Raw genomic sequence first — 24,299 nt, 5'->3', positions numbered from 1 at the left:
CGACCTTGGACCACGCCGACGCTCTCTCTCGCCTTCAGTCCGCCGGGCAATACGCCCTGGAACTAGAGGCTGTCAGCCGCCATTTTGGCGCACTGGTTGCTTTGGCCGATATCAATCTGGCGGTCAAAGCAGGAGAACGTCGCGCGATCCTTGGGTCCAACGGGGCGGGCAAAACGACGCTTTTCAATGCTGTAACGGGTGATTTTCCCGTCACGACCGGGCGTATCCGGTTTTTTGGCGAAGACGTGACAAGCCTGCCTCCGCAAGAACGGATCCGGCGTGGATTGCGCCGGACCTACCAGATTTCTCTTTTGTTCGAGAACCTCAGCGTGCGCGACAACCTGTTTGTTGCCTGCCGTGGTGTTTCGCCCCGCCGCGCCTCGCTCCGCCGCGCTGGCCCGTCAGATCCTGCGGCAGAGATGGCTACATTCCTTGCACGTGCCGTACATCTGCAGGATGTCGAAGACACTATCGTTGGCACACTCAGCTATGGGCAGCAGCGCCAGTTGGAAATCGGCATGGCGCTGGCCGGTGCCCCCCGCTTCATCCTGTTTGACGAACCCGCCGCTGGCCTTTCCCCATCGGAACGCACCGAATTGGTCGAAATTCTAAGTGCGCTACCGGATCACATCGGTTTTGTTATCATCGAACACGATATGGACGTCGCCCTGCGCGTGTCGGAAAGTGTGTCGATGATGCACAATGGTAGAATATTCAAAGAAGGCACCCCGGAAGAGATCGAAAACGACCCCGAGGTGCAGGCACTCTATCTCGGAGATGGTCATGTCTGAGGTGCTGAGCGTCAAAGGGCTTCACGTCTATTACGGCGCATCCCATGCGCTGCAAGGGGTGGATATCACCCTGAACGAAGGCGTTCATGCCGTGCTTGGCCGCAACGGTATGGGCAAAACGACACTGTGTAACGCGATCATGGGACTGGTGCCCATCGGGTCTGGTTCCATCCGGTTTGAAGGGCGTGATATCGCGGGGTTGCCGTCGAACAAGATCGCACGGCTGGGCATAGGCTACACCCCGCAAGGCCGCAGGTTGTGGCCCTCGCTGACGGTGGATGAGCATTTGCGGTTATGCGCCAAGCCGCAAAGCCCGTGGCCCGGATCTACGACACGTTTCCCCGTCTGGCTGAACGGCGCGGCAATGGTGGCGCGCAGCTGTCGGGTGGCGAGCAGCAGATGCTGGCCATCGCCCGCGCTTTGCTGCCCGGACCGCGCCTGTTGGTGATGGATGAACCGACCGAGGGTCTTGCCCCTGTGATCGTCGATCAGGTGGTCGGGCTCTTGCAACAGATCGGCTCGGCGGGGGATGTCTCGGTACTGCTGGTCGAGCAGAACCTCTCGGTCGCCACATCCGTGGCCGAAGATATCTCGATCATGGTGAATGGCCGCATTTCCACGGTTTTGCCAGCGGCACAACTGGCCTCTGACCGGGCGCTGCAAGAGCGGCTATTGGGGGTCGGGCGTCACGACCAGGGCGAAGCAGATATGCCGGTGGAAACAGCCGCGCCAGAAATGCCCGCGGAGGATGTGCCCGAGGAAACAGCGGCACCAAGCAACGACTACACCCCGCCCCCCCGATGGTCTGCCGATGCGTGGGAGGAAAAGTCCGAAACACCCGCCACGGCACCCAAACCCATTTCTGTGAACGGAACGGTCATTGTGGCGGGTACATTCGACACCAAAGCCAAGGAATTGACCTTCCTGCGCGACAGGCTTTTGGCGCAGAAGCTTGCGGTGAAGACCGTGGACTTGTCCACCTCGGGCAAACCCTCGTCAGCGGATATCCCACCGCACCATGTTGCGGCCTGACACCCCGGGGGTGTGAACGCGGTGATGACGGGTGACAGAGGCAGCGCCGTTGCGGCGATGGCCGAGGCATTCGAGGCGTGGACACGCAAGACCACTGGCCTGCGCGGCATGATTTCGGCAGCCGGGTCAGGAGGCACGGCGCTGGCGACACCTGCGATGCGCGCGCTGCCCATCGGGGTACCGAAGGTCATGATCTCTACCGTGGCGTCGGGGGATGTCAGCGAATATGTCGGTCCGTCAGACATCATGATGATGTATTCCGTAACCGATGTGCAGGGGCTGAACCGTATTTCGGTGCAGGTGCTGGCCAATGGCGCGGATGCGTTGGCAGGTGCGATCCGTTTCAAATCAAACCCTCTTCCCAGTGATTTTGACAAGCCCGCTATCGGGCTGACGATGTTTGGCGTGACCACGCCTGCGGTGCAGGCCATTACCGCAGGACTTGAAGAACGCTATGAGTGTCTGACCTTCCATGCCACCGGCACGGGCGGGCAATCGATGGAAAAGCTTGCCGATAGCGGATTGCTGGCTGCAGCGCTGGACATCACCACCACCGAGATTTGCGACCGCATGATGGGCGGCGTGATGCCCGCCACCGCTGACAGGTTTGGCGCGTTTATCCGAAGCCGTATCCCATATGTCGGATCGGTTGGCGCGCTTGACATGGTGAACTGGCATGGCCGCGACACGGTGCCCGAGCGCTATAAGGATCGGCTGTTTTACGTGCACAATCCGCAAGTGACCCTGATGCGGACAACAGCAGAGGAAAACGCCGCGCTTGGCCGCGAAATTGCCGAAGCGCTGAACCAGATGTCCGGACCGGTGCGGTTTCTGCTGCCCTTGGGAGGGGTGTCCGCCCTTGATGCACCGGGCCAGCCCTTTCATGACCCAGCCGCAGATCAGGCGCTTTTTGAGGCAATCCGGCACGGATTTCAGCCCGGGGCCAACCGCAAACTCATCGACGTCAATTGTAACATAAATGATCCGGCTTTTGCCGCAGCCGCATTGGCTGCCTTCGCCGAGATCGCCGGATAACAGGAGCCCGAACCATGCCCCGATTTGATCGTCAGGAGATTATGGCCAAGTTTCAGACCATGAAGGCCAATGGTATTCCGATTGTCGGCGGGGGTGCGGGCACAGGGCTTTCGGCCAAATGCGAAGAGGCGGGCGGGATTGATCTGATCGTCATCTACAATTCGGGCCGTTACCGTATGGCGGGCAGGGGATCTTTATCGGGATTGTTGGCCTATGGTAACGCCAATGACATCGTGATGGAGATGGCCCAAGAGGTGTTGCCCGTCACCAAGCAGACGCCTGTCCTTGCCGGGGTCAACGGCACCGACCCGTTCTGCAACTTCGACAGCTTTCTGGATGATCTCAAACACGCGGGCTTTTCCGGTATTCAGAACTTTCCCACGGTGGGGCTTATCGACGGGACGTTTCGGGCCAACCTCGAAGAGACAGGCATGTCCTATGGCATGGAAGTTGATCTGGTGGCGCGGGCCCACACCAAGGGCATGCTGACCACACCTTACGTTTTCTCATCACAAGACGCGGATGCAATGGCCCGCGCAGGTGCGGACATTTTTGTGGCGCATCTGGGTCTGACAACAGGCGGGGCAATCGGGACGGAAACCGCGCTGAAACTAACGGACTGCCCGGCAATCGTCGACACCTGCGCCGAGGCTGCTTTGTCCGTAAACGCGGACGCGTTGGTACTGGTCCATGGCGGTCCGGTCTCAAGTCCCGACGATGCAGAATACGTACTAAGGAACACGGAAAACTGCCACGGGTTCTATGGTGCCTCCTCGATGGAGCGCCTGCCGACCGAAGTGGCCCTGACGGAACAGACGCGCGCCTTCAAAGCGATCCGCGGCAAAGCGTAACAAGGGGGAAGAAGCATGTTAAACGCAGGGATAACATGGATCATCGTTTTGATCGTTGCCGCGATCATCGTGGTCTGGTTCTTAAATTGGCTTTATCTGCGTGGCGCGTCAGACAGGGCGCATGTGCGCACCGGGTTTGGCGGGCGAAAGGTCACCTTGGACGGGGGCATGTTCGTTCTGCCGATCCTCCATCAGGTTGTACCTGTCAGCTTGGGTCTGTCGAAAGTGGTGGTCAAAGCCAATCAGGAAGACGGGTTGATCACGTCCGACCGGATGCGCGTCGATGTGGACGCGGAGTTTTTCCTGCGGGTGACGCCAGAGGCTGGCGCGGTTGCGCAGGCGGCCTCAACCCTTGGCGCGCTGACCAACAGGCCCGAAGATCTTGCTGCGTTCTATGAAAGCGAGTTTCTGGGCGCTTTGCGAGCGGTCGCTGCCGAGCAATCGCTGAACGGTCTTCATGAAAACCGCGCAGGTTTCATTGAGGCGGTGCAATCCCGGATCTCGCCAGTTCTGGCACGGAACGGGTTAGAACTTTCTTCGGTTGCAATCCGCAATCTCGACCAGACCGCGCTTGAGCATTTCAACCCGGCCAATCGTTTTGATGCCGAGGGTTTGACCCAGCTGATCGACACTGTCGAAGAACGGCGACAAGCGCGTAATGCGATCGAACAGAAATCCGCCGTGGCCATTCGCGAAGCCAACCTGGCGGCGGAAAAGGAAACGCTTGCGCTGGACCGCGAAAGTCAGTTGGCGAAGCTGGAACAGGAGCGGGAGATCGAAACTCGCCGCGCGGCGCAAGGGGCCGAGATCGCCCGCGAGCAGGCCGAGCGTTCCGCCGAAGCAGAAGCGGCCCGCATCGCAGGCACGCAAGCCATCAATCAAAGTGAAATTGCTGCGCGTGAGGAAGTGGAACGCGCGCGCTATGCCTCCGATCGGGCGCTCGACGAAAGTCGGATTCTGCGAGAACAAGAGATGCGCTGGCTTGAGATCGAGCGCGAAAAATCCATCGACGTTGCAAAGCTCGATACCGCCATCGCCGTGTTGGCCAAGTCAGTCGAAGAAGCAAACGCCCGCATCGAAGCCGAGGCGCAATTGACCGCCGCAGCCAAAGCCGACGAAGCTGTGGCCACGGCACAGCAACTACTCGCGGCAGAGCGTGTGGCCGCTGTTTCACGGATCGATGTCGCGCGGGACACCGACGCAGAGAAACTTCGGTCGGCCGCCCTGGCAGAGGCAGAACGCCTGCGCAACGAAGCAGACAACCTGCTGAGTGAAGATGCCCGTGCCGGCCGTTTGCGTGCGCAGCTCATCGGAAAGCTCGAAGCGGTAATCGCAGAGACCGTCAAACCCATCGAAAAGATTGACGGCATCAAAATGGTGCACATGGACGGCGGGACTGCGGGCAATGGGGGCACGCCCACCGATGAGGTGATCAATTCGGCGCTGCGTTATCGCGTGCAGGCCCCGATGATTGACCAGTTGATGAAAGAGATCGGCGTGGACGGGGCCAATATCTCAAAGATGGGGGATGTCTTCCGCGCCGCCAAGGACGCGCAGAGCCTGGCAAAAGATACGGTAAAAAAGGAAAGCTCCGATGATTGACGTTCTGGTATCCTCGGTGATCCCCGCAGAAATCAGCCGGGTCTGGGCGGTCGTGCGCGATTTCAATGCTATGCCTGCCTGGCACCCTCTCATTGCGCAATGCCGGATCGAGACCGGAGCCCCCTCGGACCAGATCGGCTGCGTGCGCAATTTCACCCTGACAGATGGCACCCGCATCCGCGAACAGCTCCTGTCGCTCTCGGATCGCGAATACGAGTTTTCCTATCGTATCCTTGATGCAGATGTCCCGTTGCAGAACTATTCCGCCGGGTTGCAATTGTTCCGCGTCACGGATGGCGAATTGACTTATGGACGTTGGTGGGCCCGGTTCACGGCACCTCCGGGTCAGGAGGAAGAGCTTACGAACACGGTTTCAAACGGCGTGTTCCAGGCAGGGTTTGATGCCTTGAAGCAGCGTTTTTCCTGAGATTTTGCCCAGATTTGCGTAAAAGACCCTTCTATGGAAAGAGATTTTGTGGCGAAGGCATCAGACATTCGACAAGCGCCTCTCGGTTTGCGCGGGTGACATGGAGGCGAAAGCGATCTTCCTCGCCGAAACGATAGACGAATACCCCTAATCCAAAGAGCAGCCGTGCGACGCTTTTGGAGGGCTGTTCCAGAGAAATCTCGGTCCCCCGGCGCAGCATGGAGAACGCCTCGGGGCCGCTTAGATCAAACACAGCGTAGCCGTCGGTGATATCAGAAATTGCCAATCCACGTACGCTGTCCCAGCCATCCTGCTGCTCGGGCCCATTCACCAGAAGAATCCTATCCCGGCGTAAGCTGAGGGCATAGCTTCCTTCGGCAACGATATCGGGCCAACCCGCGACCGGCAGGTCAAAATGCTGAGACAGCCCAACCCCGGACACCAGTGTTTGACGCTCAATCGAAACGGGGGCAAGGCGACAACCGTCCCATTCCAGCGGTTCGGTCAGGGGGCCAGCAGGGGGCCATCTGTGGCGATCATCACGCATTGAGGCGGCTCCCCTCCGGGTCAAAAAAACAAGGGGCGCAGATTTCGGCAGGGGAACGGGTCTCGTTGTGCCAGATGTCGATGCGCTTGCCGATGCGTGCCTGACCGCTTTCGATAATCGCCAGTGCAATCGGGTGGCCAAGCGCCGGGCTGTCATAGCTTGAGGTGACATAGCCCAGCGATCTTGGCCTGTCCTCGCCTGTGACCACGTGGGCCCCTGTCGCAAGCGGTGGGGCACCTTCAGGCACCCTTAGGCCGACGAGTTCCTTGCGCGTCGTGCCCCGGGCCTTGGGGCTGTGCAGGCTGCGATCTCCGACAAAGGGGCTTTGCTTTTTCTGCCGGGGCACCCCGAAGCCAAGATCATGAGGCATGGTTTCCCCGTCCGTGTCCTTGCCCACCATGATAAAGCCTTTTTCTGCCCGAAGGATCGACATGGCCTCGATGCCGATCAGCGTCGCATCAAAAGCCCTGCCTGCATCGACCACCGCCTGCCAGAGCTCGGCGGTAGCGCTGGCACGGATGGTCAGTTCAAAGCTGAGATCCCCGGAAAAACTCACCCGCGCAACGCGAAGGGGCCGGTCTTTGAACCGGGCCTCCCGCAGGCTCATATGTGGGAATGCCTCGGCTGCAAGGTCGATCCCAAGATCCAGCGCCTGCAGAATGTCGCGGGCTTTGGGCCCGGTAACGGTCACCGTTCCATAGGCTTGGGTCAGGTCGTGGATGAATATCCGGTCCGGGTCGTTTCCATCCTGCCGCCATGTTTCCAGCAAGTTACGCACCCCATCGACGTGGCTGGACGAGCAGGAGATCAGGAAGTGATCGGGGCCCAGCCGTGCAACCACCCCGTCATCATAGACGATCCCCCCTTCGGTCAGCATGAAGCCATAGCGGATATAGCCCGGTTTCAACGTCCTGATCGTATTGTAGTAGATGAAGTTGACGAATTTTTCGGCATCCGGCCCCATCACCTCGATCTTGCCCAGAGGTGAGCCGTCCATGATACCCGCTGTTTCCCGCGCACGCCGAGCTTCGAATTGGATATGGGATCGCGGGTCGTCATTGCCATACCAGCCGGGGCGCAGCCAGCCGCCATATTCGCAAAGCGCCGCGTCGGCGGCGCGGTGCTGGGGCTCAAGCGGCAGACGCTTGACCGGGTGCCAGTTCTGGCCGCGATGATGCCCGTGATAGGTCTCGATCGGGATTGGCACAAAAGGCGGGCGGAAGGTTGTTGTTCCGGTTTCCGGGATCGAGCGGCCCTGGAGCGTGGCCATCGCGGCCAGCCCCGCCATATTCGAGGTTTTGCCCTGATCCGATGCCATGCCAAGGGTCGTATAGCGCTTCAGATGTTCGACCGACGCATAGTTTTCCCGTGCGGCGAGCTCGACATCTTTCAGCGTCACATCATGCTGGAAATCAATCCATTGCCGCCCTTTGGAGCCCGGGTCCGGCCAATGGGGAGTCGTGTGATATGTACTTGTTCGGGGTGTCTCGCATCGTGCGTCGGCCAGGGCGTTTTCCAGGTCAAAGCGACCGTTGGCGGCACCTACAACCGTTATCCAGTCGGGGCCATTCCCGGGCACGAAACTTTGGAGTTTTTCGTCCCAGTCCAGTTTACCACCCGCGTGCCGCCACAGATGAACCAGCGGGGTCTGACCGCCAGACACCAGCAGGCAATCGCCTGGCAATGCGCCATCTTTATATGCAAGCGACCGGAAGGTTTTTGGACCTATGGCCCTGAAGGGACCATTGCTGATCTGAACATTGGAAACGTCCAGACCTGCCATCCTCAACGCGTCAACGCTGTACGCGGCGGTGCTGTTATTGTGCAGGGCCAAAGCCTTTTGCCCCGGTAAAACCCCATAACGTGCCAGATATTCATGGGCACCAAGCAAAGACAGTATTCCGGGCCGGTCGTTGCCCGCAAAGGTCATCGGGCGGTCCAGCGCGCCGCTGGCCAGTACCAGCCTGCCCACCCGCATGCGTGTCAGCGATGGTGCGGTTCCAAACCCCCCTTGAGTGACAAGTCCCACCATATGGTGGTCAAAAATGCCAAAAGCCGTGGTCAGATTCAGGATACGACCACCAGCGGCCTTGATTGCGGCGAGATGCTCGGCAACCCAGTCGGACGGCGTTTTCCCCTCGATCTCCGCGTGTTGATACGCGCTGCCGCCCGGCACCCGGTGATCATCGACCAGCACCACATTCTCGCCCGCTTCGGCGGCCTGACGCGCCGCGACAAGACCCGCAGGACCACCGCCCACAACAAGCGTCTCGCAATATTCGTGGATCTGATCAGAGACATAGGTCTCGTCCACCTTGGTCGACACCGCACCAAGCCCGGCCATCTTGCGGATCATCGGCTCAAAGAGGTGCCAGTTCGGCCACATGAAGGTCTTGTAGTAAAACCCGGCCCCCAACCAGCGATGAAAGAGGTCCAACCCGCCCTTGATATCGTTTTGGGCCGAAGGCCAGGCGTTGACGGCGCGGGCCTCCATTCCATCCTCAAGATAGGTGGTTGTCGCCAGACAATTCGGCAGCTCGTGCCCATTCCGGGCGACATTCATGATTGCGTTGGGCTCATCCACCCAGCCCCCCCACACGCCGCGCGGGCGGTGGTATTTAAAGCTGCGCCCCATGATGCGCACGCCATTTGCCATCAGGGCCGAGGCCAGCGTGTCGCCCTCAAACCCCTGATAACTGCGCCCGTCGAACGTAAAGTTCAGAACTTTACTACGGTCGATCAATCCGCCGTCGGAAACACGGTGTGAGGTCATTGCGCGGCCTCCCTGAGCGGGCGGGTGGACAGCACCTCCATCGTCAGGCTGTCGCGTTCCATGAGGAACATCTCGGCGCAGGTCAAATGTGTCCAGACCTCACGCACCCGTCCCTTTTCGTTGCGCTGTGCGTGCAGATAGCTCGCCCAATCCGCGTCGGATATGTCCTGGGTCGTGTCGGGCCGGGTTTTGCCGGCCTCGGCAACAAAATGAAACTCGCGCTCATCGCGTGGGCCACAGAAGGGGCATGTGAAAGCCTGCAACCTGGTTCCTCCTAATGCGCGATGCCTGAGGCCGCGCCCTCATCGATCAGAAAACCACTTTCGAAGCGGCTGCGATCGAACGGGCGGCTCAGATCGTGGTGCTGGCCGGTGGCAAGGTGGTGCGCGAACAGCCAGCCGCCTGCGGGGATCGCTTTGAACCCGCCAGTGCCCCAGCCGCAATTGATCTCCAACCCATCCACGCCGGACGGCCCGATGATAGGAGAGCTGTCGGGCGTGACATCGACGATACCGGCCCAGTGGCGCAGCAGTTTGACCTTGGACAGGGCGGGCATCATTTCGGACAGCCCGCCAAGAACCGCCTCTTGCATCGGCATATTGCCGCGCTGCCCATAAGACGGCACCCGGTCCAGCCCGCCGCCAATCACCAGCCCACCCTTGTCTGACTGGCTGACATAGACGCCCAAGGCCGGGGCAAGGATCACCCCGTTTACAACGGGCTTGAGCGGTTCGGACACAAACGCCTGCAAGGCATATGAGGTAATCGGCAGGTCAAACCCGGCCATCTGTGCGATCACCGAAGAATGGCCCGCAACCGCAGCACCGATCTTGCCCGCACGAATTGTGCCTTGCGAGGTTTCGACACCGACACACCGTCCGGCTTCGGTGATGATGCTCTGAACCTCGCAGTTCTGGATGATATCCACCCCCAAAGCGTCCGCCGCCCGGGCATAACCCCAGGCCACCGCATCATGACGACCCGTCCCCGCACGACGTTGCAGGACACCTCCGTGGATGGGATAGCGTGCATCCGGGCCGATGTTCAGAACGGGTTCGAGCCTGCGGATTTGATCTGCGTCCAGAAGCTCGGCGTCGACCCCGTTCAGGCGCATGGCGTTGCACTGCCGCGCCGCCATTTCCATATCGTGATGGGAATGCGCGCAAACCAGCATACCACGTTGTGAGAACATGACGTTGTAGTTAAGTTCCCGGGACAGCCCTTCGTAAAGCTTGACCGAAAAATCATAGAGCGCGGCGCTTTCGGGATAGAAGTAGTTCGACCGGATCGCCGTGGTATTGCGCCCGGTATTGCCTCCGCCCAGCCAGCCTTTTTCAAGCACAGCGACCCGCCGGATGCCATGATTTCTGGCCAGGTAATAGGCCGTCGCCAGCCCGTGCCCACCACCACCGATGACGATGATATCATATTCGGGCTGCGGCTTTGGCGACCGCCAGGCGGGTTTCCAGCCCTTGCCGGCGCGCAGGCCCTCACGAAAGACTGAGAGGGCAGAATACCGCTTCATGGTGCCTCGCTCCGCGAGAGAGCGAAGGCTTTGAAGGCTTCGAACGTGTCCTGATCCGCCGCTTCGCCCGTAAAGGCCCGCAGAAACTCAGGCGCGCGGTTCAGACGCTCTTCCATGCTCTCGTGCAATTCCAGCGCGTGATAGCCGATCTGCATGAAATAGACGATCCGCGCCCGTGCATCGGCTTCCTTCTCCGGGAACCCATGTCTCAGGAATGTGCCAAGCACCGCGTCCAGACGTTCCTTGTCCGCAGCGTCAATCCGCTGGCGCACCTCACTATCCCGCCGGGCCCATTCGCGAACGGCAAAATCAAGCCCGGGATCAAACAGAGTGTCATCCACAAAACAGCGGAAGAAATTGGAAACAGCCTCGCCAATAGACCCGGAGGGCATCGCGCATTGTGCCACGATACTACGCGTATTTCTCGCCTCCCATTCGTCCAGAAGAGCATAGAGAAGATCTTCGCGGTTCTTGAAATACCAATAGAAACTGGAGCGCGAGACCGACAGCCTGTCGGCCAGTACCAGGATCTTCAGATTGCCGACACCTTCATGCACCAGGACGTCGCGCGCAAGGTTCAGCCAGTCTTCGCGCGTGACCTTGATGTTCCCGACCAGAGGGTCCCGGTCGGGGTCTTCGCGGACAAGCACGGGGGCAGCTCGTTTTGTCATGGGTCAGCTTTCGGGCTTAGCTTTCAGGCGGGGCGCCGCCTTCGGATTTACGTTTGGCGATGAACTCTTCCAGCGCACCGACGCGGTCTGTGTCAAGTTTCAGCCCGCTTTCCTGTGACAGAATGCTCTGCCAGAGCTCGGTGGCCCGGGCAGTGGCGTCTTTTGCGCCGCGCTCGGTCCAGGTGCCAAAATTGGCGTAATCATGCACGATGGGCTCATAAAACTCGGTGTTATAGCGCGCCATTGTCTGGCTGGTGGCAAAGAAATGCCCGCTTGGGTCGACCTCTTTGAGGGCGGTGTCAAAGCCGATTTCGTCTGGTCCAGCTTTGGCACCGGCGCAGAGTTCAGCGATCATATTGAGTACTTCGGCATCGGTGACGAGTTTTTCGTAAGAGACCGTCAGGCCGCCTTCAAGCCAGCCCGCTGCGTGAATCACAACTGTGGCTCCGGCCATCAGACAGCCCCAGAGACCGAACTGGTTTTCATTGGCTGCTTGCACATCGTTGAGATTGGAGGCCGACCCGGCCGCCGACCGCCAGGGAAGACCAAGATACCGCGCCAATTGTCCTGCCGCCAGCGATGCCTGGAAATGCGCCGGTGTGCCAAAGGCAGGCGCGCCGGATTTCATATCTACGTTTGACGTAAACGTGCCGTAACACACGGGTGCGCCGGGATTGGTCAGTTGGCTCAGGGTCAATGCCGCCAGAACCTCGGCATGAGACAGGGTGATCGACCCGGCTACCGTGATCGGGGCCATTGCGCCCATCAGGGTAAAGGGGGTCACGATACACATCTGACCAAACCGCGCATAGTCGATCAGACCCTGCGCCATCGGGATGTCCAGCGTTCTGGGGCTGTTGGTGTTGATGATGGTATAGACCCAGGGATCGGCCTTGAACTCTGCATCTGAAATGCCCCGAAAATCCCGGATCATTTCAAAGTTGTCCATGTTCTGAGGCGTTCCGCGTGCAAAGGCAAACGGGAACTTGTCGGATAAAGTCAGATGCGCCTGGGTCGTGAAATAGTGCCGTTCATGCGTCGGCACATCCTGTGGCTCAACCTGGGGCGAGATCATCTGGAACACATCGAAGTGGTGCACCAGTTTCAGATACTCCTCATAATCCCGTGCCGAACCGGGGCGACGCCCGCGAATGCAATCCGTGGCATTCGGTGCGCCGGCGCCCGGTTGAAACACAAGGCTGCCCAATTCCAGCGTGATATCGCGGTGCCGCGCACCCGCTTTGCCCTGAATGGATCTAGGGGCTGTGGCCAGCGCCGCCTCAACCAGATCGCGCCCGATAAAGACCATCTCGGTGGTCTCATCGACACGCGCGCCACCTGCGGCAAAAATCTTGCGCGCCTCAGGCAGCAGAACCTTGACGCCCAGCTCCTCCAGCGTGCGCAAAGCCGTTTCGTGCATGTTCGCGACCTCATCGGTCGAAAACACATTCATTGTCGGAAAGGGGTTTCTCAACTGGCGATAGTTTACCTGCCGTTTCGGTGCCGTCGCCGTTTCCGCCGCAGCCCCACGTCCCCTTCGGCGCATGCGACGCCTGCTTTCATTCTCGATACCCATATCAGCCACGCATCGCCTGGCCCGCTGGATCATACGGGGACGGCGCAATGACTTTCGCGTTTCGCTCGGCCCCGACAATGTGGACGGTCAGCGCCGTGCCCTCCCCTGCCGCTGCGCGATCCACCATGGCGATCGCCAGCGATTTGCCGACCGTATGGCCATATCCGCCCGAGGTGACGAAGCCAACGCGAGTGCCATCCTGCCAGATGGGTTCAAAGCCGCTGGCATCGGCGTCCGTTGCCTCGACTTCCAAGGTGACTTCGATTTGGTCGGGGCCATTGCCATCGCGTTCAGCCAATGCCGCCTCTTTGCCAATGAAATCGCCCTTGTCCCAGGCGATCCAACGATCCATGCCGGTCTGTGCTGCGGTATAACCTTGAGTAAATTCCGCCGACCAGATGCCAAAGCTTTTTTCCAGACGCAGGCTGAGCAAAGCGTTGAAGCCATATTCACGGATGCCGAATTCAGCGCCCGCATCCAGCAGCAGCCTGCGCAGGGCAATGTGGTCGCCATAGCGGCAGTTGATTTCATAGCCCAGCTCGCCCGCGACCGACATGCGCGCCACGCGGGTGCGCAGCAGGCCGATGTCAAACGTGCCGCAGCCCATGAATTTCAGATCACCCACGGGCCCGTCGGTCAGTTTTTCGATCACCTTGCGGGAATTCGGGCCCGCCAGCGAGAAACCGGTGATTTCTTCACCCAAATCGCGCAGGGTGACGCCTTCGTCCATGTGATCATGGAACCAGCGCATGTGCCATTCGCGCAGGTAGTAGCTGCCCATGATCCACCAATTGCCATCGCCCCAGTTGAACAGGGTCAAATCGCCCTTGAGCTTGCCTTCGGGGCTGAGCATCGGGGCAAGTTTCGCACGGCCCGGTTTTGGCAGCTCACAGGCCATCACACGATTAAGCCAGGCCTCGGCATTCGGGCCCGAAACCTCGTAGCGAGAGAAGGCGGAGATATCGAGCAAACCAACATTCTCGCGCACGGCTTTACATTCCTCGGCGACAATATCGAAAGCATTCGAGCGCTTGAGCGTCGGGGTCTCTTCAAATCCCTTGGGCGCAAAATAGAGCGGCACTTCCATATCCCAGCTTGCGCCCCAAACCGCGCCTGCCGCATCCATATCCGAATAGGCCGGGGCCATTTTCAGCGGACGACCTGCGGGCAGCTGCTCGTTTGGATAGGTCATCACGAACCGGCGGGTATAGAACTGTCCGGTCGTCTGTTTGATGTATTCCTTGTTCTCGGCAAAGGCGCCAAAGCGGGCCACGTCCATGCCATAGACATCTGCCTCGGGCTCGCCATGGATCATCCATTCGGCCAGAGACTTGCCGACGCCACCACCCTGCAGGAAGCCCGCCATCACGGCACAGGCACACCAGTAACCGGGCTTGCCGCGCACCGGGCCGACAAGCGGATTGCCGTCCGGGGCAAAGGTAAAGGCCCCGTTGACCCATGTTTTGACACCAACATTCTGAAGGTCGGGGAAGCGTTCGAAACCGAGGATCAACTCTTTTTCGATCCGGTCCGGGTCTTCCTGTTGCAGTTCGAACCCGTATTCCCAGGGGGCGCCGTCCATCATCCAGTGCTGGTGGTCCACCTCATAGATCCCCAGCAGAATGCCCTTTTGGTCCTGACGCATATAGGTGAAGCCTTCGAGGTCCACAGTCAGCGGCAGTTCCTTGTCCAACTCGGCCACCGCCGGGATGGTATCGGAAATCAGATAATGGTGGTTGAGCGGCGAGACCGGCAATTCGATACCTGCCATCCGGCCGACTTGCTTGGCCCAAAGGCCCGCAGCGTTGACGACATGCTCGGTGTGGATGGTGCCTTTTTCGGTCACCACTTCCCAGCCGTCATTGGTTTGGTTGAGCTCCAGAACACGGTTATGTTCGATCACTTCCGCGCCATGTTTTTTGGCGGCCCCGGCATAGGCGTGCACCGTGCCGGTGGTGTCGATGTAACCTTCACGCTCGGCCCACATGCCACCTAAGATACCGTGCGTCGACATGATGGGGCAAAGCTCTCCGGCTTCTTCAGGCGTCACAAGATGGACGTCGTCAATGCCGATGGACTGGAAGGTGCGATAGGCCGATTGCAGCCATTCCCAGCGGTCCGGTGTCCCCGCAAGCGTCATACCCCCGGTCATATGCATGCCGACGGACTGGCCCGATTCTTTCTCGATCTCGGACAACAGGTCGATCGTATAAGCCTGAAGGCTCGCAATATTGGGATCCGCATTCAGGGCATGAAACCCACCTGCCGCGTGCCAGCTTGATCCCGCTGTCAGAACGCTGCGTTCGATCAAACACACGTCTTTCCAGCCGAATTTCGCCAAGTGATACAATACGGACGCGCCAACAACGCCCCCACCAATAACCACAGCGCGGTAATGCGATTTCATGATCTTCTCCCATGTAAGCCCGACACAGATCGGGCCATGCAGTCCACTTAGCTCAGTGTTCTGTTCAGAACTGTCCATTACCGATAGCGGAAATAGGCACATATGTCCAGAAAAGGAAGACGGGGAAGAGCACCGCAAGAATCAAAGCAATTGTGGTCAATTTTTTACGGAAAAAAGAATTTTGTTGCTAAATTCTTTTTTCCGGAGAAATGTTGTGAGCAATTCCACAGTGAAAGGTTTCTGATGCGAGTCCAAAACCCGGCGGTTGAAACTGACGCAAATTTTGATCCTGGCATCGAAATGTTCGGCGCCGAGGTGCGGCAGCTTCGCAAGACCAGAGGAATGACACTGGTAGAGCTGTCGACATCAAGCGGAATATCCGTCAGCCACATCAGCGCCATTGAACGAGGCGCGGTGAACCCGTCGCTCGACAAGGTTGCCCGGATCGCCAAATCCCTCTCGGTGCCGGTCACATGGTTTTTTGCGACCCGCCCCGGCGAGGGGCCGAAGGAACGCGCCTATGTCGTGCGCTCTGAAAACCGCCGCAACCTCATGCCCCTTTATGATGACAAAGACACCGCGGAAACGCGAACCGACTGGCTTTTGTCCAGCACCATCGGCGGAGATTTTCACGTTGGGCTTACCGAATACAAACCCAACGAAAGCGGCCAAAGGTATAATCTTGTCGCCCGCAGCGGGGATATTCATGCGGTTGTGATTGAAGGCACGCTTGAGCTGTTCATCGAGGACGAAGTCATCACCCTCAACGCCGGAGACAGCTTTAGCTTTCCGGGTGAAATTCCGCACTCCGTGCAAAACATGACGGATGCACCCGCGCGGCTTGTCTGGGCCGATTCGCGGGTGATCCGCCGAAAGGACATCGAAGTTCCCAACGGAGGTGCTTCGAACCTCTGAACACATTTCGGGCGGGCCAGAAAAACAAAAAAAGGCGCGCCTCTGCATTTTCTCACACACAGGGAGATAACCATGAATCACTACGCGAAATCCGGGGTTTCCCGACGGTCTGTGCTGGCAGGTGCCGGTGCATTTGGCGCGACAGCGCTGGCGTTTCCGCATATGGCCGTCGGTTCCGATGGCAAGATCCTGACGGTGCGTTCGTACAGCGATCTTCAGGTGCTGGATCCGGCGTTCCGTCTGTCTGCGCCCGAGGGGGATATCATGCGCGCGATCTACGCGGGGCTCGTGGCCAGCACGCCCGGCGACGAATGGGGCTTCAAGCCCTATGCTGTCGAGACGATGGAGCAGCTTGATGACCTGACAATCGCTTTCAAGCTGCGCGACAACATCGGGTTTACCGATGGCTTTGGCCAGATGACGGCCGAAGACGTCAAATTCTCGATCGAACGCATCGCAGATCCCGCCACTGAAAGCGCCTATGCGGGAGACTGGGCGGCGCTGAAAGAAGTGGAAGTCAAGGACACGCTGTCTGGTCTGATCCACCTGAAAACCGCATTTGCACCGCTTTGGACCTCAACCTTGCCGACGGAAACCTGTTCCATCCTGTCCAAGAAGGCCGTCACGGAACTGGGCGGGAAGATCGAGACCAAACCCGTTGCGCAATCGGGCCAGTACCTGCTGACAGAATGGGTCCCGAAACAGCGCACGGTTCTGAAACGCAACCCCGATTGGGCGTATGAGCAAGGCGGCTTTGAAGAAATCCACATCGTTCCAATCGAAGATCCCGCCACCGCAGAACTGGGTTTCGAATCCGGTGACCTGGATCATACCTGGACATCGGTTTCCTCGATTCAGCGCCTGAAGGAGAGCCCGCCTGCCGGTGGCGTGGTTCTGGAAAAGCCGTCTCTGGCCTATGTCTGGCTGGGCATCAACCAGGATGTGGCGCCCTTTGACAATCCTAACGTCCGCCGTGCGGTCCAGTATGCAATCGACCGCGAGCTTGTTGTGGATGCGGCGTATTTCGGGGCGGCTGCAACATCGACCGGCATTATCGCGCCGGGTCTTCCGGGGCATCGCGAGGCGAACCTTTTTGACTATGATCCCGACAAGGCACGCGATTTGCTGGCCCAAGAGGGCGCGACCAATCTGAGTGTGACGTTGGACATTCTGAACCAGTCCGAACGCCTGACTGCTGCACAGGTCATTCAGGCGAACCTTGCGGATGTCGGCATCAATTGCGAGATCAAGCAAAATGACAGCGGCACCTTCTGGACCATGGGGTCCGAGAAAGGTGATTACTGGAACAAGCTTCAGCTCTACCTTCAGCGGTTCTCGATGCAGCCTGATCCATCCTGGGCGACGGCGTGGTTTACGCCGGAACAGGTCGGGGTCTGGAACTGGGAACGCTTCAACAGCCCCGAGTTCGGCGAGTTGAACGCCAAAGGTCTGATCACCACTGATCCGGCAGAGCGCGATGTGATCTACAAGCGCATGCAGGATCTGATGGAAGACTCCGGCAGCTATGTCTTCCTAACGCATGAGGTCACGGGCGTGATGCACCGCGACACCGTCGCACCGGGTTTGCGCCCGAATGGAGAGCCACTCTTTGCGGACTTCCAGCCGGTTTAATAACGCAGCAGCCAGCGCCCTTACGTCCGGGCGCTGGCGCTTTCGCGGAGCGAACCCATGTTAAGCTATGCTCTCAAACGCCTGGGGCTTTCTGCCGTGATCGTCTCGGTCGCGATGGCGTTTCTGTTTTCTATGATCTACCTCATTCCCGGTGATCCGGCTTCGGTGGCCTTGGGGCCGCGGGCGACGGACGCCATGAAAGAGGCGTTTCGGGCCAAGATGGGGTTGGATCAGCCCATCTTCGTGCAATTTTGGAACTTTTATACCGATGCCTGGAGTGGTGACTTAGGGATCGAAGTGCTCTCGAACCGTCCGGTTTCTGCAGTGGTTCTTGAACAACTGCCCTATACGCTCGCGCTCATTGCGGGCGGTATCAGCTGGTCGGTGGCCTTGGGCATCCCGCTTGGCTGCATGGCGGCTGTTAAACGCGGCAGCTTTGCGGATCGTCTTGTGGGTATCCTCTCGGTGGCGGTGATCGCAGTGCCATCTTTTGTGGTCGCCATCTATGCATTGCTGATTTTTGCGGTTCATTTGCAGTGGCTTCCAGCCATCGGTGCGGGTGAGCCCGGTGATCTGGGCGACCAGATCATACACCTGATCCTGCCGTCGCTGGCCGTCGGGCTTGGTTGGGTTGGCTATATTGCCCGGATGGTGCGGGCGTCGATGCTTGAGGTTCTCGAAGCCTCTCATATCAGAACCGCACGCGCCTTTGGCCTTCCGGACCGAATGATAACCTATCGCTATGCGCTCAGCATCGCGATCCTTCCGACCATCACCCTGTTGGGCGTGGGCATCGGGCAAATGCTGTCTTCTGCCGTCTTCGCTGAAATCGTCTTTGCCCGTCCGGGCGTCGGGAAACTTGTCTATGACGCTATTCTGACGCGCAACTTCCCTCTTGTGACAGGTACCGTGCTTGTCACCACCGTTCTTTTCGTTCTGCTCAACCTTGTGGCAGACCTAGTTGTAGGAGCTCTGGATCCCCGTGCAAGAAGCAGCTTCTGAACCCGCCCACGAACCTTCGGACTTTGTTCTGAATCTAAGGCGTTTGTTGAAAGAACCCATGGCGGTTTTTGCCATAGCGCTGGTTCTGCTGGTGATTTTCGGCGCGGTCTTTGCCGATTTCATTTCGCAATATGATCCCACGCGGATATCGCCACGGGATCGGTTTCAACCTCCAAGCGGCGCCCATTTGCTTGGCACCGATCAGCTGGGGCGCGATTTGTTCTCGCGTGCGCTGCATGGTGGCAGAATTGCCCTGTATGTGGCTTTGGTCACGACGCTTATCTCACTGGTGATCGGGATCGTCCTGGGTCTTATCGCGGGATACGGGCCGCGCTGGCTCGATAACATCCTGCTGGTGATCTTCGATGCGGTCAAAAGCTTTCCGACCGTCATGCTGGCACTGGCGCTTGTCACCTTGTTTGGCCCATCCCTGACCGCTGTCATGATCGTTGTCGTTCTGGTCAACGTGCCCGGCTATGCAAGGATTATCCGAACGCAAACGCTGGCGTTGAAATCGTCGGAATTTGTGACCGCCGCCAAAAGCATGGGCGCCTCAAGCGCGCGCATCATGCGGGTGCACGTGCTGCCGAACGTAATCGGACCCTTGGTGATCCTGGCGTCGATGGACATCCCCGTTGTAATCGCGATCGAGGCAGGAATGAGCTTTCTTGGCCTTGGCGTTCGTCCACCAACCCCAAGCTGGGGGTCTATTTTGAACGACGGTTTCGCGCATATTCGCGCGACGCCCTGGATCGTATTGGCGGGCGGCCTGCCGATTATCATCACAACGCTTGGCTTCACCTTCCTTGGCGAAACCCTGCGCGATGTCTTTGATCCCAGATTGAAAGGACGTTGAATGACCATTCTTTCAATCCAGAACCTGAACGTCCACTTTTCGACCGACAAAGGTGACTTTCACGCGCTCAAGAACGTGGCCTTTGACGTGCCGGAAAAAACCATCGTTGGAATTGTCGGTGAATCCGGGTCGGGCAAATCGACGCTGATCAACTCGATCCTGGGTCTGTTGGCTGACAATGGCCGCATTGAGACCGGGTCAATCAATTTCGAGGGTCAGGATCTGACGACACTGGACAAAGAGCCGATGCGCGATCTGCGTGGTCCCAAAATCTCATGCGTGTTTCAAGACCCGATGGGGGCGCTGAACCCGGTGATTTCGGTGCGTCAGCAGATGCGCAATATCCAGTATCGCGACAAGATCAGCGATGCCGAAAAGGATGCGCGCTCGCTTGAGATGCTGGAACTGGTGCAAATTCGCGATGCCAAAGATGCGATTGACTGGTTCCCGCATCAGTTCTCGGGCGGAATGAAACAGCGGATCGCGATTGCGATGGCGTTGATGATGAATCCCAGCCTGTTGATCGCGGATGAACCGACAACCGCCCTCGATGCAACGCTTGAGGTGGTCACGCTGGATCTGCTGAAGGATCTGCAGGAAAAGATCGGGTGTTCAGTGCTGTTCATTTCGCACCATCTTGGTGTGATCGCCGAGCTCTGCGATGAAGTTGCGGTCATGTATATGGGCGAAGTGGTAGAGCGTGGCTCAGCCGAGGCCGTATTCTCAAACCCCCAGCACGATTACACGCGGCGTTTGTTGGAATGCGATCCGGCGCACCAGAAAATCCGCACGCACCGTTTGCCGACCATGCATGATGAACCGGGCAGCTTTGTGCCCAAACCGGTTCCGCCATTGCCCGAGCGATCGGCATCCGACAAACCGCTTGTTGCCGTGCGAGATGCACGGGTGACGTTCCATGGAGGCACCCTTTTCAACAAAGTCGAAATTGTCGGTGTTGGTGGTGTGAGCTTCGATCTGCACGCGGGCGAAACGCTTGGGCTTGTCGGTGAAAGCGGCTCTGGCAAATCGACACTGGCCCGCGCCATCGGCAGGCTCAACATGCTTGCCGGAGGCTCGATTACCTTTGAGGATCGCGTCGTTCACGATCTGGGCCCGCGTGACATGAAAGCCTACAGGCGCGAAGTTTCGATGATGTTTCAGGATCCCATCGGCTCACTCAGCCCGCGGATGCGGGTGGGGGATCTGGTGGCAGAACCCTTTCGCATTCACGGGATCCAGAATGTCGACCTGAAGCAAGAGACCTCTCGCCTGCTGACACTGGCGGGGCTTGGCCCCGAATTCGCCGATCGTTTCCCGCATCAGCTTTCGGGCGGTCAGGCGCGACGGGTCGGTGTCGCCCGTGCGATTGCATTGAACCCAAAGCTTATTATCGCAGATGAGCCGACGGCGGGGCTTGATGTCTCGGTGCAGGGCGAGGTTATGAACCTGTTGAATGATCTGCGCGAAACGCTTGGTCTTGCGATGATCTTTATTACACACAACCTGCATGTTGTGCGCCACGTCGCCGACAGGATTGCCGTGATGTATCATGGTGAATTTGTCGAGTTTGGCGAAACTGACACGATATTCGGCGCACCACAGCATGATTACACGAAAAAGCTGCTGGCTGCGAACCTGGCGGGTCCTGAACAGCACCTGCATCACTGACATGTCAAGCACGAGGAACGGATGAGCGGCTTCGACAGTATTGAAGAGATTGAAACCTATTGGTTTACGATGCCCGATGGTGTGCGGCTTGCTGCGCGCATCTGGTTGCCGGAAGGCGCCCGGGAAAACCCGGTTCCGGCAATCCTTGAATACATCCCCTATCGGCGTCGCGACCGGACACGTGCCCGCGACGAAAGCATGCATCCGCATTTTGCGGCAGCGGGCTATGCCTGTGTTCGCGTGGATATTCGCGGCTATGGCGACAGCGAAGGGCTGGTGGAAGACGAATATTCGCATCAGGAAATTCAGGACGGTCACGACGTTGTTCAACTGATCGCAGTTCAGGATTGGTGCGACGGCAATGTCGGCATGTTCGGCAAAAGCTGGGGGGCTTATAATTCCTTTCAGGTCGCCGCCACGCGCCCGCCGGCGCTCAAGGCCATTGCCCCGGTGATGGGCTGTGATGATCGCTGGCGCGAAGATATCCATTTTTTTGGTGGCAATCTGGCAAATGACAATTTCTGGTGGGGCTCGATCATGCAGCTCTACAACGCGCAACCGCCAGACCCGGACATCGTTGGCTGGGACAAATGGGAAGCGATCTGGAAAGAGCGGCTGGAGGAGACCCCCTTTTGGCCCGCCATGTGGCTTGAGCATCAGACCCATGACGAAATGTGGCGGCGTGGTTCGATCTGCGAAAACTATGATGATATACAGGTGCCGGTCTATTTCTTTGGCGGGTGGGCCGATCTGTTCCGTGACACTCCGTTCCGAATTGCCCAATATCTGAATTGCCCGGTGAAGATTTTGATGGGGCCTTGGGCGCATCTTTATCCCCATGAAGGTTCACCAGAACCCAAAGCCGATTTCATCGATGAAATGATCCGCTTTATGGATCACCACCTGCGCGGTATCGACACGGGTTTGATGGATGAAGCACCGCTGAAATTCTATATCCCGGATGCGGTGCGCCCATCTGGTACGCGCGCACATCGCCCCGGCCGTTGGATCGAAGAGGAAATCTGGCCATCGCCCAACGTATCTGTGTCGACCTATCACCTGAATGACGGCACGTTGGATGTATCAGCGTGCGAAGCTGCACCGATGTCAGTGTGTTCGCCCCAGACCTTTGGATCGGTGGGTGGGGATATGTGCTCTTTTGCCGTTCCCGGAGATATTCCCGGCGATTGCCGGATCGACGCCCACGGCGCTATGCTGTTCCGGTCAGCGCCGCTGGAGACGGCCATCGACATTCTTGGCCAGCCAGAGATTTCGCTGCGGGTTGCCTCTGATCGTGCGCAGGCTTTTGTCGCGGCACTTTTGATCGACGAAGCCCCAGATGGGGCGCAAACCCTTATCACGCGCGGCTTTTGCAATCTCAATCATCGCAACAGCGACATGCAGCCACAAGATCTGGTGCCGGGTGAAGAGGTCGCCGTGACAGTGCCCCTGCATGGCATCGCCTATCGCCTTCCCGCCGGCCACCGCGTGATGGTACAGCTTGCCTCGGCCTACTGGCCAATCCTTTGGCCCAAACCGGAACCGGTCACGCTGACGGTCACGCCTGGACGGTCCCATCTGTCACTCCCAATTCGCAATGCTTCGGCAAGCGAAATGGATCAGTCGCGCTTTCCATCCCCGCCTGATCGAACCCCTGCAAAACCCACCAAAACCTCCTCGGGCGGCACGATGTTTCGCAATCAGACGCGGGATATGATGACCGGCGTTCAGACCGAACATACCTATATTGACGGTGGCGTTTTCGGGCCTGTTGGGGCGTCGACGATCCTTGAAACCGGCACGACACTTCACGACATATCCGAGCGTAAATATGCGATCCATCCAGATGATCCGCTAAGTGCCAAGGCGACCATGGAACAATCCCTGCGCCTGGAACGAGGGAACTGGAAGGTCCTGATCAAAACCTGCTCGGAACAAACCGCCACACGCACGCATTTTCATTTGAAAGACAGGCTGGAATGCTGGAATGGCGACACCCTGTTTTACTCGCGCGAGCGGACACATAAAATCCCGCGTGATGGGATGTAATCTTGCATATGGGCCATTGGCCCGCTCAACCCTGTCTGAGGACTAGAAATGGCAGCATTCCCCGAATTTGGACCAAACGCGGAATTTCACGAGTTTACAACGGCACAAGGCGTCTCGATGCGTGTCGTGACCGAAGGTGAGGGGCCCAATGTGGTCTTTGTACCTGGCGGCGACCAGACAGCTGAGGCCTATGCGCAATTGTTTGCCCGCCTTTCATCTCGTTTCCGCTGTGTGACCTACGATCCGCGCGGCGCCGGCGAAACCAAATCGCCGCCACCGCCTTGGTCGATGGCGGACTATGCCGTGGATTGTGCCGCGGTGATCGATGCGTTTTGTGACGGCAAAGCTGCTGTGACTGGCTTGTCGCTTGGTGGTCTGGTGACTGAGGCTGTTGCCGTTGATTTCCCGGACAAAGTCATTGTGGCAATCCCGATGGGAACCGCGGCCTATATCGACGGTTTCACACGCGACTGGATGCAGGCCGAGATCGACCTGCGCAAAGACGGTGTGCAATTGCCGGACTATTTTCTGGCACCGCATTATGCCGTTTATGCTTATCCGGCCAAAGCTTTGGGTGATCCGCAGCTCTGGGCCGAAATCAAAGACAGTTTCTCAAAACGTTTCAGTGACCGCAATCCGCAAGACACTATCGACCAATGGGAAGCCTGCCTTGAGTTTGATTGCCGCGAGGCACTGAAAACCTGTCCGGTTCCATTCCACGTGATCGCCTTTTCCGAAGATGTTCAGACGCCCCCGTCGATGTGCAAAGTGGTTTCTGACCTGGTGCCGGATGGCAGTTTTTACGAACTGCCGGGTCTGGGTCATGTCTCGATGCTGCGGCATTTGCCAGGAGTTGTATCAGACCAGCTTGAGAGCATCCTCAGGGCACATTTCGAGGTAACGGCAGCACTTTAGCGCACGTGGTGAATTGGCGCCCTGT

General features: G+C 58.5%; 19 protein-coding genes and 1 pseudogene. 13 read left to right on the top strand and 7 right to left on the bottom strand.

All coding sequences use genetic code 11. The features are described 5' to 3' along the window. Positions 1-5: 5 nt before the first annotated feature. From ACR0AG_RS17610 to ACR0AG_RS17585, 6 genes and pseudogenes are all read left to right on the top strand, one after another. A complete protein-coding gene (locus tag ACR0AG_RS17610; RefSeq protein ID WP_480841307.1) occupies positions 6-791 on the top strand; it encodes an ABC transporter ATP-binding protein in 786 nt (261 codons plus the stop codon). Further along, on the top strand, positions 784-1,239 hold the full coding sequence (locus ACR0AG_RS17605) for an ATP-binding cassette domain-containing protein (RefSeq protein ID WP_480841305.1): 456 nt from the start codon (positions 784-786) through the stop codon (positions 1,237-1,239). The genes ACR0AG_RS17610 and ACR0AG_RS17605 overlap by 8 nt, the downstream gene beginning before the upstream one ends. Then, a pseudogene (locus tag ACR0AG_RS17600) lies at positions 1,191-2,858 on the top strand (Tm-1-like ATP-binding domain-containing protein). The gene ACR0AG_RS17605 and the pseudogene ACR0AG_RS17600 overlap by 49 nt, the downstream one beginning before the upstream one ends. 14 nt (positions 2,859-2,872) lie before the next feature. Continuing rightward, the gene (locus ACR0AG_RS17595; RefSeq protein ID WP_480841303.1) at positions 2,873-3,709 is read left to right on the top strand and encodes a phosphoenolpyruvate hydrolase family protein; all 837 of its coding nucleotides are present in this window, start codon (positions 2,873-2,875) and stop codon (positions 3,707-3,709) included. A gap of 15 nt (positions 3,710-3,724) precedes the next feature. Then, the gene (locus ACR0AG_RS17590) at positions 3,725-5,311 is read left to right on the top strand and encodes a flotillin family protein (protein ID WP_480841301.1); all 1,587 of its coding nucleotides are present in this window, start codon (positions 3,725-3,727) and stop codon (positions 5,309-5,311) included. After that, positions 5,304-5,738 carry an SRPBCC family protein gene (locus ACR0AG_RS17585; protein WP_480841299.1) on the top strand — a complete coding sequence of 145 codons (435 nt, stop codon included), beginning with the start codon at positions 5,304-5,306 and terminating at the stop codon, positions 5,736-5,738. The genes ACR0AG_RS17590 and ACR0AG_RS17585 overlap by 8 nt, the downstream gene beginning before the upstream one ends. 31 nt (positions 5,739-5,769) lie before the next feature. Here ACR0AG_RS17585 and ACR0AG_RS17580 read toward each other — a convergent pair whose 3' ends face one another. The 7 genes from ACR0AG_RS17580 to ACR0AG_RS17550 are packed head-to-tail and all read right to left on the bottom strand — an operon-like array spanning position 5,770 to position 15,237. Next, positions 5,770-6,285, bottom strand: a complete 516-nt coding sequence (locus ACR0AG_RS17580) for a hypothetical protein (protein ID WP_480841297.1) — start codon at positions 6,283-6,285, stop codon at positions 5,770-5,772. Then, positions 6,278-9,058: a 2Fe-2S iron-sulfur cluster-binding protein gene (locus tag ACR0AG_RS17575; RefSeq protein WP_480841295.1), complete on the bottom strand. Its 2,781-nt coding sequence runs from the start codon at positions 9,056-9,058 to the stop codon at positions 6,278-6,280. The genes ACR0AG_RS17580 and ACR0AG_RS17575 overlap by 8 nt, the downstream gene beginning before the upstream one ends. Then, positions 9,055-9,321, bottom strand: a complete 267-nt coding sequence (locus ACR0AG_RS17570; RefSeq protein ID WP_480841293.1) for a sarcosine oxidase subunit delta — start codon at positions 9,319-9,321, stop codon at positions 9,055-9,057. The genes ACR0AG_RS17575 and ACR0AG_RS17570 overlap by 4 nt, the downstream gene beginning before the upstream one ends. Positions 9,322-9,332: 11 nt before the next feature. After that, positions 9,333-10,583, bottom strand: coding sequence for a sarcosine oxidase subunit beta family protein (locus ACR0AG_RS17565; RefSeq protein WP_480841291.1), 1,251 nt, complete (start codon positions 10,581-10,583; stop codon positions 9,333-9,335). Next, positions 10,580-11,254 carry a TetR/AcrR family transcriptional regulator gene (locus ACR0AG_RS17560; RefSeq protein WP_480841289.1) on the bottom strand — a complete coding sequence of 225 codons (675 nt, stop codon included), beginning with the start codon at positions 11,252-11,254 and terminating at the stop codon, positions 10,580-10,582. Before ACR0AG_RS17560 ends, ACR0AG_RS17565 begins: the two co-directional genes overlap by 4 nt. Before the next feature lie 16 nt (positions 11,255-11,270). Continuing rightward, positions 11,271-12,800: a trimethylamine methyltransferase family protein gene (locus tag ACR0AG_RS17555; protein WP_480841287.1), complete on the bottom strand. Its 1,530-nt coding sequence runs from the start codon at positions 12,798-12,800 to the stop codon at positions 11,271-11,273. A 31-nt stretch (positions 12,801-12,831) separates the two neighbouring features. Beyond that, the gene (locus tag ACR0AG_RS17550; RefSeq protein WP_480841438.1) at positions 12,832-15,237 is read right to left on the bottom strand and encodes a GcvT family protein; all 2,406 of its coding nucleotides are present in this window, start codon (positions 15,235-15,237) and stop codon (positions 12,832-12,834) included. Between the two features lie 300 nt (positions 15,238-15,537). Here ACR0AG_RS17550 and ACR0AG_RS17545 point away from each other — a divergent pair, with 300 nt between their 5' ends. From ACR0AG_RS17545 to ACR0AG_RS17515, 7 genes are all read left to right on the top strand, one after another. Then, on the top strand, positions 15,538-16,152 hold the full coding sequence (locus ACR0AG_RS17545; RefSeq protein WP_480841285.1) for a helix-turn-helix domain-containing protein: 615 nt from the start codon (positions 15,538-15,540) through the stop codon (positions 16,150-16,152). A gap of 72 nt (positions 16,153-16,224) precedes the next feature. Beyond that, the gene (locus ACR0AG_RS17540) at positions 16,225-17,784 is read left to right on the top strand and encodes an ABC transporter substrate-binding protein (protein ID WP_480841283.1); all 1,560 of its coding nucleotides are present in this window, start codon (positions 16,225-16,227) and stop codon (positions 17,782-17,784) included. 57 nt (positions 17,785-17,841) lie between these two features. Then, the gene (locus ACR0AG_RS17535; protein WP_480841281.1) at positions 17,842-18,786 is read left to right on the top strand and encodes an ABC transporter permease; all 945 of its coding nucleotides are present in this window, start codon (positions 17,842-17,844) and stop codon (positions 18,784-18,786) included. Beyond that, on the top strand, positions 18,767-19,642 hold the full coding sequence (locus ACR0AG_RS17530) for an ABC transporter permease (protein WP_480841279.1): 876 nt from the start codon (positions 18,767-18,769) through the stop codon (positions 19,640-19,642). The genes ACR0AG_RS17535 and ACR0AG_RS17530 overlap by 20 nt, the downstream gene beginning before the upstream one ends. Further along, complete coding sequence (locus ACR0AG_RS17525) at positions 19,643-21,310, top strand: dipeptide ABC transporter ATP-binding protein (protein ID WP_480841277.1); 1,668 nt, start codon at positions 19,643-19,645, stop codon at positions 21,308-21,310. 21 nt (positions 21,311-21,331) lie between these two features. Next, on the top strand, positions 21,332-23,359 hold the full coding sequence (locus ACR0AG_RS17520; protein ID WP_480841275.1) for a CocE/NonD family hydrolase: 2,028 nt from the start codon (positions 21,332-21,334) through the stop codon (positions 23,357-23,359). 48 nt (positions 23,360-23,407) lie between these two features. Continuing rightward, positions 23,408-24,274 (top strand): alpha/beta fold hydrolase, encoded by an 867-nt coding sequence (locus tag ACR0AG_RS17515; protein WP_480841273.1) that lies wholly within the window; start codon positions 23,408-23,410, stop codon positions 24,272-24,274. Positions 24,275-24,299 lie beyond the last annotated feature (25 nt).

It is taken from the genome of Ruegeria sp. H6 (genome assembly GCF_056532975.1).
This window is presented reverse-complemented; position numbering and strand designations above follow the sequence as displayed.